The following is a 12,060-nucleotide window of genomic DNA, read 5'->3' as shown; positions in this document are numbered from 1 at the left end:
TTTTATTCTTGTTTAAGGGAAACCCTTTTTATTTTTTAAAATAAGTAATATCGTATCGGTATTCATCCGATATTTCACCCAATAAATAATCAGACATAAGCAACAGTTTGGAGGATTCTTCCAATGCTTGAATGCTGGAAACATAGCCTGGAGGAACATGCAAAATATCCATTTTAAGCGAATCTAAAACAAAGTGATGTTGCTCTAAATCTATTGAAGGAGTAACCCAGTCATCAATGGCAATCAGCACAATTTTAAAAGAACCTTGAACAGCAGAAAACCAACGTTGCTCTATTTTATGACCTTGCCAACCACGAACAAATGCAGTATCTCTATTTTCAATTGTATAAATTCTTTTTACTCCTAAAGCATTAAAATCGTTATTAAATTGCAAAACACCTCTGTCATCGGCATGACTATTACCTTTAATTATTTGCGGAAGCACTTTCATAATATTTCTATATAACAACAAATTCTAACTTAACTGACTACTGACCACCAATCACTATTCACTAATCACTATTCACTAATCACTATTCACTAAATCATCCAGGCATTTGCGCCACATCTTCACCAAAAATTTCTTTTCTAATTAAAGGCAATTTTGATAACAATTGCTTCATTCCTTCTACACCTAATTGCTCCGTATTATGAGAATGATAATCTTCAATTTCAGATATATCTTGTTCACCTTCAGAGAAATATTGAGCATAATTCAAGTCGCGATTATCGGCAGGAACTCTATAGAATTCACCCATATCTTCGGCTTTAATCATTTCTTCACGGGTGCAAAGTGTTTCGTATAATTTTTCGCCGTGTCTGGTTCCAATTACTTTAATTTCATTAGTGGCATTACTAAGCTCTTTTAATGCTTGCGCTAAATCGCCAATAGTTCCTGCAGGCGCTTTATTAACAAACAAATCACCTTGATTTCCGTGCTCAAAAGCAAACAAAACCAATTCTACTGCTTCATCCAATGACATTAAAAAACGAGTCATATTCGGATCGGTAATGGTTAGCGTTTGCCCTGTTTTAATTTGATTTAAAAACAAAGGAATCACCGAACCTCTTGAGGCCATTACGTTTCCATAACGGGTTAAACACACCGTTGTATCGTTGTTAGGAATTGCTCTTGAAGCAGCCACAGCCACCTTTTCCATCATTGCTTTAGAAATTCCCATAGCATTTATAGGATAAGCCGCCTTATCTGTACTTAAACAGATTATTTTAGAAACCTTATTAGCAACAGCAGCATCAATAGCGTTTTGCGTTCCCATAACATTAGTCTTTACAGCTTCCATTGGGAAAAACTCACAAGAAGGCACCTGCTTCAAAGCCGCAGCATGAAAAACATAGTCAACACCGCGCATAGCACGTTCTATACTTGCATAATCCCTCACATCACCAATGTAAAACTTGAGCTTATCGCTCTTTAATTGGTTACGCATATCGTCTTGTTTTTTCTCATCGCGCGAAAAAATACGGATTTCACTAAAATGATCGGTATTTAAAAAACGATTTAAAACAGCATTCCCAAATGAACCTGTACCGCCTGTTATTAAAAGTGTTTTATTTTTTATTTTTTGCATTTTATATACTGTTGAGATTTATTTTTACTCTTTTTCAATTCGTTTTATGATTTTGTCAAAATCACTTTCAAAAAATTTGTCCTGAATGATGCGATATTTTTCAAATTCACTTTCGGCAAATGCTTTAGCAATAGCAGTTGTTACTTTTCCTGCATTTTGCAAAATATCTTTTTGGTTGAATTGCAAAAATGCATTTAATTTTCCCGCCCAATCATTCATTGTCATTGGAATGTTTTGCTCAGCTTGAGTTTCGGCATAATCCAAATACATCGTAACAAATCGGTCAAGATGTTTTAATTCTGTTTCCGTGAGGTAATTTTTTGCAATTGAAACATCGTTTTTCAGAATTTTTCCTTGCGGTGCGTTTTTCCAAGAAGTCAAACCCATATTTTCTTTTTCGCTATCGGCACGGTTCATTATCACTTCTGCGGCGGTGTTTCCATGAATTGCAAAGTGCATTTTGTTTTGAACCGAAGCAAAAAATGTCTGAGTAACTTCTGTATCGGGATTGTAATCTATGGCTGTGGAATAAATATCGGCAATCTTTTGGTAGAAACGTCTTTCACTTGCACGGATTTCACGGATTTCCGCAAGCAAATGGTCAAAATATTCTTGGTTTAAAAACGATCCGTTCTTCAATCGTTCTTTATCCAACACATAGCCTCGAATGGCAAAATCTCTCAAAACAGAAGTCGCCCACTGCCGAAATTGTGTTGCTCTGGTAGAATTTACACGATAACCTACTGAAATAATGGCATCAAGATTGTAAAATAGGGTATTATACGTTTTTCCATCTGCGGCAGTATGTTCCAAAATGGAACTAACTGATTTTTCCTTTAGCTCACCCGATTCAAAAATATTTTTGAGATGTTTGGTAACAGCAGGTCTCTGAATTCCAAATAATTCCGCTATCAATTTTTGCGAAAGCCAAACGGTTTCATTTTCAACACGTACCTCAAGGGTGTTTTCACCCGTTTGCGAAGTAAAAATTAAAAACTCAGCGGTACTGTTGCGTATTTGTAGTTTATTTTTTGCCATTGATGCTGCCTTTTTTTATTTATCTTTTATATATCATGTAGGTCAAGCTATTTCTTCTCATCTCGAGAAAAAATTCGGATTTCACTGAAATGATCCGTATGTAAAAAACGATGTAAAACAGCATTCCCAAATGAACCTGTACCGCCTGTGATGAGGAGAATTTTATTTTTTAACATAATGGTTATATTGTATTGCTATGTTTTGTAAATATTGAAAAGTATGGTTTGAACAATTTTTCCAAGTATAATTTTTAGTCTTTTCAAAAGCTTTCGTTGCAATTATTTGTCTTTGATTTGAATCCAACAAAAGTTGCTTTATTCCATTGTATATACTTTCTGAGTTTGTGGCATCAAAATAAATTCCAGCATCTTCTAAAACTTCTGGCATGGGTTGTTTTTCACTACAAGCTATTGGCAAGCCCGCTGTCATTGCTTCAATTAAAATGATTGGCATATTTTCGCAAGTGGATGCAAATACAAAAGTATCTGCTTCTTTGTAGAAGTTTGACAGCTCTTTATGAGGAATACTTCCTAAATAATTGATAACCTTTACATTTTCTTTCTTTTGCAAAAATACTGATAATTTTGATATACTTTCATTTGTATATGGTCCAATTAAATTCAATTGGATTGGAAACCCTTCTTGATGTAATTTTAATACTGCTTCTGCAACATTCCATTGATGCTTATAAGCAGTCACAATAGAAACGTATAAAATTTTAAAAGGATTCTCTTTGGAGTAATTTTCTATATCTATTTGATTTTTGGGATGATTCAAAAATTCTTTACTTATCCCATGAGGGATTATAATGTTCTTTTTATTATTCAATTTTATTTTTTTTGATATAAAATTGAATGCATAATTAGTTAAAAAAACAATGCCGTTAGCTCTTTTAAAAGTAAAAGATTGTAAAAAAAATAATATTAAAAAACGAAGTCTAACCGAAAAACTTTTAAATCTAGACGCTTCTTTGAATTCAAAAGGCAACATGTTTTGAGACATTGTAACAAAAGGCCTAAAATTTCCTAAAAAAGTACCTCCTGGAACAAAAACTACACTGCATTTCTTTTGTTTTGCCATTTTGGGCAGCATAACTATTTGAAAGAAAAAAGAAGCTAAAAAACCTTTATTCAAATAGGGATGAGATTGTTTGTCTAGCCAATCAAAATTAGGCAATTTGTCTAAAGTTGCTTGACTTGACCAAATTACTACTATTTCAAAACCAAATTGCTTTGGAGTAGCATTAGAAAGAACCTCTTTTAAATGAGTTAAACCTCCCCCTGTTCTGATATTTGTAGCATCAATTCCTAAAATCATTTTTTTGTATTATTTTCTTCATTTCTTCAATATATGCTCTGAAATCAAAATTTTTCAAAGCTTTTTCTTTAGTATTTGTTTTCATCCGAGCAATGGTTTCAGGAGGTAGCTGTACTACTTTACCTAAAGTTCTAATTATTTCCGTTAAGGAAAAATTTGGAATGAGAAAACCATTCACACCATTTTCAACAAAACTACGAATATCACTCGTATCGTTTATTATAACTGGGCAACCTGCCATATTGGATTCTGCAAACTTGGTTGGGAATCCTGCCATGTTTTTCCTATTGCGCTCACGCATAAGCAGAGAAAAATCGGATACATGATAATAAGAAGGAACCTCTGTTTGTGGTACTCTGCCACATAAAATAATGTTACTAGAAAAATTGGTTACCTCTTTACTATTTTTATAATGGCTTATGTCTTCTTTCTTTACACCCAACACAACAAATTGTAATTTCAGTCCATTATTTAAACAATGTATAACAGCATCCAACATTTTTTCCAATGCATCTTTTTTTCCTGGTGTACCTGCATAGATAATACGCACACCATCAAATTTCGTCATTACTTCTTTATAGATATTCCATTTATCCTCCTTGCTGTCAGTTAATGGTGGAAGAACTGCATTGTTGGAATCATGATAAAAATGATTCAAAAAAGAACTAATTAAGATTTTACTCTTAACTCTTTTTTGCGTTACACGCATATTCCATTCGTTTAACCAAGCCGGAGGCGCAAAAGCCCCACCGGGAAATTCGTTAGGTGAATACCATTCTGTGAGATCCGTTATGAGCTGAATAGAATGATTTTTGCAAAGCGCTAACAATTTCTTTGTGAAATAAGATGAAGGTTGATATGCAATAATTGAATGGACATTTTTCAAATTGTTATTTATGATGCTCAATGCTTTACGGCCAGAAAATAGAAATCTAATTATTCTTTTTATAATATTAGACTCTGGAATGTCTATATCATTGGATAAGATATAAGGAAACCCTTGATAATAATATTGACCATCACTTTGTTTATCCTCTTCTCGTGCCTCTCCTCCAAAGCTAATGAAAACAACATCATATCCTAGTTCTCTTAATATCTTAGCATTATTTAGTACACGAGCTGCTGCTGCATCACCAATCGGAAAACGAAATGCTCCCGTGTAAATAATTTTATTTTTAACCATAAATATGTTATGTTTTTAAAAAAGTTGAACTCAGTTCTCAAAAATATTTTTTAATTGAGATTCTAAAAGACCTGCAAAAAAACTAGCCCCGTATTGTGTAAAGTGAGTAGTATCTTGACTTATATACTTACCATTTGGCGTAAAAACTAAAACTTTACCTTCCTTATCTGCAATCAAATTTAGTAAACTAATATAACGACTTCTCCATTGGTTTTTTAAATTAATTTCCTCTTGAAGAATGCCTTTCTTCATTTCAACTCGATACGTTTTAAAATCTTTATCTTTTTTATTGTAACTTATACCATTACTATTACCAAAATCTTTAGTGCCAACTACAAAGGTTTTAATTGGATCAATATCAATACCATTTAATTGTGTTAAGTCTTCACTAATTCTTTTATAATCACTACAAATAAATACAAAATCCGCATTTTTAATTTTATCCCTAAGTTCAGTCTTATTATCATAAACGGTTGAATATCTTACTTGAATTTGATTATTAAAAGTAGATTCTAATAATACATTAGTAAAATCTCGACCAAAACTATTTCCTAGTACAAGAACTTTTTTTAGTGATCTATTTTTCTCATCAAACGGTATATTTAATTTCCTGATAGCCTCATTATATTGGATATGAATATTATCACTAGCACTAAAAAAATTAAATTCCTTATTGTGATTTGATTTAACTATACCTAGCTCGGGCACATTCCTTACAATACCACCTAATGAATAAATATATAATGATAGTACTAAAACAAGTATAAACGAAGAAGTAAGAATGAATAAAAAAGGCTTTGTTTTAATTATTAATCTGTTTCTAAATGGGTTCTCAATCAAATGATAACTTATAAAAGATAGGACAAAAACTATTGAAAGAAGAAAAATTGAATTTTGCAAGGTTATATTTTCAACAAACACATATCTAGAAAAGGCAAAAACTAATTGATGCCACATATATAAGCTAAAACTTATTTTCCCTATTAACGACACAATTTTGTTAGTGGTTAATTTCTTGTATAAATTATTTGAATTATAATAATTGTCACCTAAAACTAAAACCCCTGTTGTTAATAAAACTACTAATACAACTTTAATATCATTAGACACTATAAAATTAGTCAAAAGTAAAATGGTCAATAGAGAAAATAAAATGTACAATAAATATTTTTTATTCAGAGAAAATATAGTCAAATGTGGCTTATTTATTTTGAGAATAGCTAATATTCCTCCAAATGATAATTCAAAAACTCTAAAGTGAAATAAATAAAATTTTTGTGCTGCATTATTTGATTGCAGGAAAAAATAAAATGAAACAATAAAAATCAATACAATTGAAGGTAAAATATATTTTTTCCGTCTTCCTCCAAGAATGGTAAATATCAATGGGTATAATAAATAAAACTGCTCTTCAATACCTAAACTCCAAGTATGCATCAATGGCAAGTAATCATTTCTAACAGCCCAATAATCACTAGATGTGATATACATTAAAATATTATTTACCATTAAATTAGAGGCAAATACAGATTGGGCTAAATTTTCCAAATCATCAGGTAGCATAACGAAATATCCAATTGTCAAAGCAACAATTGTTACAAACAAAACTAAAGGAGTTATTCTTCTTAATCTTCTTTCATAAAATTTTAAAATTGAAAATTTATTTTCACAGACTTCTTTATAAACAATTCCAGTAATCAAATAACCACTTATTACGAAAAAAACATCTACACCTAAATAGCCGTTTGGTAAAAAACCTAAGTGAAAAATAATTACAGATAATACCGCTAAAGCGCGTAAGCCATCTATATCGTTTCTGTAAGCTATACCCATATTAATTTAACTTGTTAAGAAGTAATTTTAAAATCATTGACTGATTACAAAATTTTGTAAATTTTATTCAGTATCGTTTGATTATCATATGAAAATTTTTCAAGATTGATTTTTATACGGTTGTATTGTTTTTTGTCTTTAACTAGCAGTTCAATAGCGTCTACAATATTTACAAGCGGAGCAATTAGTCCATTTACATCATGATCTACAAATTCTACTGCTGAACCAAAATTAGTGCAAATGACAGGAATGTGTAAAACTTTTGCTTCATTAATAACATAAGGACAGGCTTCTGAAATTGATATATTAACTAACAAATCACTATTTTTGATATAGGGATATGGATTATCTTTTTCTCCAATCCAAATAAAAGTATCTTGAACACGGTATTTTTTAATATTCTCCAATAAACACTTTTGTTCATGCGGTTCCCCTTCAGGTCCTATAAGAATCCAATTAAATTTGTACCCTTTGTCCAAAAGCGTTCTTGCGATTTGAGGAATTTCATCAAATCGCTTGATTATATTTATTCTTCCAACAGATACAATGTTAAACACATCTTCATTGTAATATTTCTCATTTATTATTTTTTCTGATAAATGCTTAACCTCGCTAACATTGATAACATTATGTATGGCACAAGCTTTGCAGCTGAGTGAAGGTATTATTTTACAAAATCTATCTTTTGTAAAGTCCGACACACAAACAATAGACTGATAAGCTTGATACATCGTTGTTTCATCGGGTTGATTATTAAGCAACATATAACTTTCATAGTCGCAATGTATCCATGCAATTTTGTTAGGAGCCTTAAAGTGCTGTGCAAAGGCAGTGGGTGCTCCTTCACTAAAAGCTATTACTGTATCATAGCTTTTGTTTTTGGAAATACTGTGAATGGCATTTTTATACAAATACACCGATAAATTCATACCCAAACTTGTCATCAACTTTCGCAATACTTTCAAAGTAATGCTTCTTAGTTTAGTGATTCCCTTTGTGTCCCGAAATTGAGCAATCAATGCGTGCAGCCACTTATCTTTGGGTAAAATAGTGCAATTTGGAAGCATGGATTCATAGGGGCCGTAATGCTCCATAGCAAATACATCCACTTGATATTTTTCAGTATCTATTAAAGAAAGTAAATTCTCTAAACTTTTATTGGTGCCTCCGTGGCGGAAACTTGTAATAACAAAAAGAATATTTTTCATTTTTTCATGCTAGAATAAAATAGATTCATAAGTATCATAACTAAAGTTTGGACTATCCAACCATATCGTAAAACTATAAATAACATATGCAAACACCAATGCAAAATAAGCGTGTTTAAGGGTTTTGTGAGCCTTTTTGTTTATAATAAGAAGTGACCCTACAACAAAAAAAGAAGCAAAATACTGAGACATTCTCATATTTAAAGGACCTAACAAAAAGGAAATAAAAAACAGAAGTGTAAATTTTACCAACATCATTTCTTTTGCTGTTAGTTGCTTATCCTTTAAAATAAATAAAAATAATATACTTGCACCTATTGAGAATATAGCAATTAATAAACCTACAACACCTTCTTGCTCTTTGGCTATCTCAATATAAGTAGTATATCGATCAAAATTAGTCATAATAAAAACGCCAACATATTCAAGCAAAATTGTTGAGGATGTAATTGCAAGAATTAACATCACTATTAACCAAACTTTAATACTCTTGTTTGTAATAACATTTCCATTAGCAATAAAATAGGCTATAGGAGCAATTAAAATGACACTATTGTGAAAGAAATATGCGAAACAAGTTAGTGCTGCAAAGGGGATTATTTTCCTCTGTTGTATAAAACGAGTAGAAAGAATTAAAATTGAAATAGCTATGCCATTTCGAATACCACTTAACATAAAAAAAATAGTTAACGGCCCATTTAAGAAGAGTAATAAGAACCCTAACCAAGAATAGCGAGAAGGTACGTACCATTTAAATAAATAATAGTAAGTTACACACAATAAGGCACTCTGTATAATTAATAAACTCCTAAAGGAAGGTAAAACCATATTTAAATACATGTAACCAATCTCCATTCGATCATCGGGTTCCCTACCATATGTTTGAATAGTTTCAAAATACGCTTGATAAGCTTCATAGTCAAGTCCAAAATTTACTCGAAATGCCCCATATAAAAACAAGGGAAGTAGTGACATAAATAGTCTCACGGAATACTGCGTTTTACTCTTCGCTGGGAAGAGTTGTACTAACATCACAACCAAAAATAATGACCAATAAATAAACATTTAAATATCCTTTAAATATGAATTAAAAATAACATCAATTGACCTACCATTTACTTTACCTAAATAATGAATTCTAGTATTTATCACACATTTACCAATTGATTTGGTTAGATAATGCTCCAAGATAATTAGCAGTTTCTCTATAAAGAAACATAGTTTAGTAAGTATTGTTTTTTCTATCATTACTGAATAATTATTTTTAACAACTAACTAATAATAGTATCAATTGTTTTTATGATATCATGACTTTCATAAAACTCTTTGCTTGCATTGCTAAAAATACTATAATTATTATCAATAGTATTAATTGCATCAAATATAGCCACTTCATCTTCCGTATCTAAACAAATTCCACTATTAGATTGACCGACCGTATACAATAAACCAGGGATGTCATTACAAATCATTGGTACACCATAGCCTGAATATTCCCAAATTTTGTTAGGTGCACAAAAAATTCCATTCAAGCTTGAAAAACCATAAGAAACAATACCAATATATGCTTTACTTGTAAACTGAAGATGATATGGCGGTCTGAAAAATCCTATATGTTGTGTTGATTTATACCTCTCAACCAATTCTTCCGCATATTCTTCATGGCTTTTTCCCATTAATACAAACACAAACCCTTCTAGCTTATCAATAGCTTTACAGATTGCCTCCATGCTTCTTCCTCTTTGAATGTGTCCTTGATATAAAATTATCTTTTTACCTTCGAATGCGATTAACTTCTCTTTTACCTTAATATCAGATAATTCTGGCAAAGAAATAGGTCTGTTAGGTAATACATACGGTGTATCTTTAAGGTTAAACCAAACCCGTGTAATATTTGCTCTATTATATTCTGGTACAATTACCTTTGAAGCATTTTGGGCTAACGGCTCAATTCGTTTTAAAATTTTAGGAAAAGTATCATATAACTCAAAAATGGAACAGAGATAATTCACACCACTGTTAAATTTTCTATTCAAATAAAACAAAGAATCAGAGCTTGAAGCCACAATCACCCAAACTAGATCATAATTTTCTTTTTTTATAATTTGTGGCACCCTAAACCGAAAGAAATACTTTCCCCACAATAAGCGGTTAAATGCCCTCGATAGTTTATTATTAAACTTGAACTTTGTTTCCCACTCCAAAAAATTTACAGAATTGCAATGATAAATATCTTCAGATTCATTTACAATAACAGTTATAGAATAGCCTTTTAGTTTTAAAGCCTCAATTAAAGTTATCAGAGGTGGCAGATCTGAAAGCTTTTTTTCGTAAACAAACAATACTTTTTTAGTTGTAGTAGATTTCATTTTTTTACCAAAAATTCTTTAACTTTATTAAATAAAAATTTTTTCTCATTTTGTTCAATACCAATTAGAAGAATGAAAACACTTAACAATAAAACTGATAATAATGAGCTCAAAATGAAGGATGAATTATGAATGACAAATAAACTATTCAATTTCACCATGATAAAATACGAGATACCAAAAACAAACCAGCTTTTCAATAATACACTTGTTACAAATTTCATGATAGGTAATTTGATTAATGTTTTAAGAATGAAAAGACGTGCAAGCAAAGCTATCAAGGACATACAAATTGTTACAAAAAACACACTTTTTGGTGAGCAACCTTCTCCAAGCAACAAATAAGAAATTGGCAAATTGAGCAATTCAAAAGAAGTTACAGTTATATGAAATTTTTTTACAATCCCTGTTGCTTGTGCACTCGTAGTCAAAGGGTAGGAAACAGAAACTACCAATGCATCAATTAAAACCAATTGCACAAAAACAGATGATAATTCAGGGGGTGTTTTCAACCAAAAGTCTAAAATAAATTGGGTATTAATGAGGATTGGTAACGTAATCAATGATAAAAAGAAAAATGCAAATTTTGACGAGTTAAAAATCAAATCCATAAATGTATCTAAATCGCCTGATGAATAACTTTTTGTAATTTGTGGATTGACAGCGGTCATAAAACTACTAACAAATTGGCTAGTAATACCCGAAATAGACATAGATACTGCTCTAGCCGCATTTACAACAGGCCCAAAAAATAAATTCAGGATAATATTTTGCCCTTGTCCTTTTGATACCGATGCTAAACTTGCTAATAAATTCCATCCCGAAAAAGTAAGCATTTCTTTGAGAAGTAACTTATCTTTAACTTTTATAAAACGAGTTTCACTAAAATTTCTAACACAATATCCTCTATAAAGTATTACGCCAATAAGTTGTGAAATAAACATAAGAATAGCATACACTATTAATTTATCGTTTGGAATGATTACTAAAAGATATACCAAAAGTAATTTCATAATTGATTCAAACATTCCTATATAACCATAAACAATCATTTTCTCATTTGCAATAATAGATGCCATATAGGGAACCTGGGTCAGTGAAATCATAGCAGAAAAGACAGAAAACTGATACACCCAATTAGCTGCTATCAACCTATCAGGCGCAATAACCATTTTGGTATTAAGAAACCACAAACCTAATGTTTCTGCTAAGATGAAAACGACAAAAGCTATAAAAAAATGAATCATTAATGAAGTGTTGAAAATATTTTTTAGTTTTTCTTTATTCTCATTTCCCATTTCGTAATTCAAGAAACGTTGTGTTCCACTAGCCATTGCAGAATTGAGAAAAGAGAAAAGCATTACAATCCCACCAACAACATTGTATATACCAAAATCAGAAATACCAAGCGTGTTAAGAACAACTCTAGATGTATATAATGAAATTAACATCGTTAAAAAAGTACGCAAATAAAGTGCTAATGTATTTTTTGCTAAGCGAGTTGAATTAAAATGTGACATCTG

10 protein-coding genes and 1 pseudogene are annotated in these 12,060 nt (G+C 31.0%); all 11 read right to left on the bottom strand.

The window, feature by feature from the left end; genetic code table 11:
• Nucleotides 1-28: 28 nt before the first annotated feature.
• A complete protein-coding gene (locus LOS89_RS02630; RefSeq protein WP_231836177.1) occupies nt 29-451 on the bottom strand; it encodes a WxcM-like domain-containing protein in 423 nt (140 codons plus the stop codon).
• Between the two features lie 94 nt (nt 452-545).
• A complete protein-coding gene (locus tag LOS89_RS02625) occupies nt 546-1,589 on the bottom strand; it encodes a polysaccharide biosynthesis protein (protein WP_231836175.1) in 1,044 nt (347 codons plus the stop codon).
• A gap of 24 nt (nt 1,590-1,613) precedes the next feature.
• The gene (locus tag LOS89_RS02620) at nt 1,614-2,627 is read right to left on the bottom strand and encodes a virulence RhuM family protein (protein WP_231836173.1); all 1,014 of its coding nucleotides are present in this window, start codon (nt 2,625-2,627) and stop codon (nt 1,614-1,616) included.
• 50 nt (nt 2,628-2,677) lie between these two features.
• Nucleotides 2,678-2,803 (bottom strand): annotated as a pseudogene (locus tag LOS89_RS02615) (polysaccharide biosynthesis protein); the annotation flags it as partial.
• Nucleotides 2,790-3,944 (bottom strand): glycosyltransferase family 4 protein, encoded by a 1,155-nt coding sequence (locus LOS89_RS02610; protein WP_231836171.1) that lies wholly within the window; start codon nt 3,942-3,944, stop codon nt 2,790-2,792. The pseudogene LOS89_RS02615 and the gene LOS89_RS02610, both read right to left, overlap by 14 nt.
• On the bottom strand, nt 3,928-5,127 hold the full coding sequence (locus LOS89_RS02605) for a glycosyltransferase (RefSeq protein ID WP_231836169.1): 1,200 nt from the start codon (nt 5,125-5,127) through the stop codon (nt 3,928-3,930). Before LOS89_RS02605 ends, LOS89_RS02610 begins: the two co-directional genes overlap by 17 nt.
• Before the next feature lie 30 nt (nt 5,128-5,157).
• Nucleotides 5,158-6,960, bottom strand: coding sequence for an acyltransferase family protein (locus LOS89_RS02600; protein ID WP_231836168.1), 1,803 nt, complete (start codon nt 6,958-6,960; stop codon nt 5,158-5,160).
• A gap of 44 nt (nt 6,961-7,004) precedes the next feature.
• Complete coding sequence (locus tag LOS89_RS02595) at nt 7,005-8,168, bottom strand: glycosyltransferase (protein WP_231836167.1); 1,164 nt, start codon at nt 8,166-8,168, stop codon at nt 7,005-7,007.
• Between the two features lie 9 nt (nt 8,169-8,177).
• Complete coding sequence (locus LOS89_RS02590) at nt 8,178-9,233, bottom strand: EpsG family protein (protein ID WP_231836165.1); 1,056 nt, start codon at nt 9,231-9,233, stop codon at nt 8,178-8,180.
• Between the two features lie 206 nt (nt 9,234-9,439).
• Nucleotides 9,440-10,537, bottom strand: a complete 1,098-nt coding sequence (locus LOS89_RS02585; RefSeq protein WP_231836164.1) for a glycosyltransferase family protein — start codon at nt 10,535-10,537, stop codon at nt 9,440-9,442.
• Nucleotides 10,534-12,057, bottom strand: a complete 1,524-nt coding sequence (locus tag LOS89_RS02580) for a lipopolysaccharide biosynthesis protein (RefSeq protein ID WP_231836163.1) — start codon at nt 12,055-12,057, stop codon at nt 10,534-10,536. The genes LOS89_RS02585 and LOS89_RS02580 overlap by 4 nt, the downstream gene beginning before the upstream one ends.
• Nucleotides 12,058-12,060 lie beyond the last annotated feature (3 nt).

The organism is Flavobacterium channae (assembly GCF_021172165.1).
In the GTDB taxonomy this organism is placed as follows: Bacteria; Bacteroidota; Bacteroidia; order Flavobacteriales; family Flavobacteriaceae; genus Flavobacterium; species Flavobacterium channae.
The sequence above is the reverse complement of the archived record's forward strand: the minus strand, read 5'-3'. Positions and strand labels throughout refer to the sequence as shown.

Excerpts from the sequence above, each read along its gene's own strand:
- LOS89_RS02630 (WP_231836177.1), bottom strand. The coding sequence starts at position 451 with ATGAAAGTGCTTCCGCAAATAATTAAAGGTAATAGTCATGCCGATGAC.
- LOS89_RS02585 (WP_231836164.1), bottom strand. The coding sequence starts at position 10,537 with ATGAAATCTACTACAACTAAAAAAGTATTGTTTGTTTACGAAAAAAAG.
- LOS89_RS02590 (WP_231836165.1), bottom strand. The coding sequence starts at position 9,233 with ATGTTTATTTATTGGTCATTATTTTTGGTTGTGATGTTAGTACAACTC.
- LOS89_RS02620 (WP_231836173.1), bottom strand. The coding sequence starts at position 2,627 with ATGGCAAAAAATAAACTACAAATACGCAACAGTACCGCTGAGTTTTTA.
- LOS89_RS02595 (WP_231836167.1), bottom strand. The coding sequence starts at position 8,168 with ATGAAAAATATTCTTTTTGTTATTACAAGTTTCCGCCACGGAGGCACC.
- LOS89_RS02605 (WP_231836169.1), bottom strand. The coding sequence starts at position 5,127 with ATGGTTAAAAATAAAATTATTTACACGGGAGCATTTCGTTTTCCGATT.
- LOS89_RS02580 (WP_231836163.1), bottom strand. The coding sequence starts at position 12,057 with ATGTCACATTTTAATTCAACTCGCTTAGCAAAAAATACATTAGCACTT.
- LOS89_RS02600 (WP_231836168.1), bottom strand. The coding sequence starts at position 6,960 with ATGGGTATAGCTTACAGAAACGATATAGATGGCTTACGCGCTTTAGCG.
- LOS89_RS02610 (WP_231836171.1), bottom strand. The coding sequence starts at position 3,944 with ATGATTTTAGGAATTGATGCTACAAATATCAGAACAGGGGGAGGTTTA.
- LOS89_RS02625 (WP_231836175.1), bottom strand. The coding sequence starts at position 1,589 with ATGCAAAAAATAAAAAATAAAACACTTTTAATAACAGGCGGTACAGGT.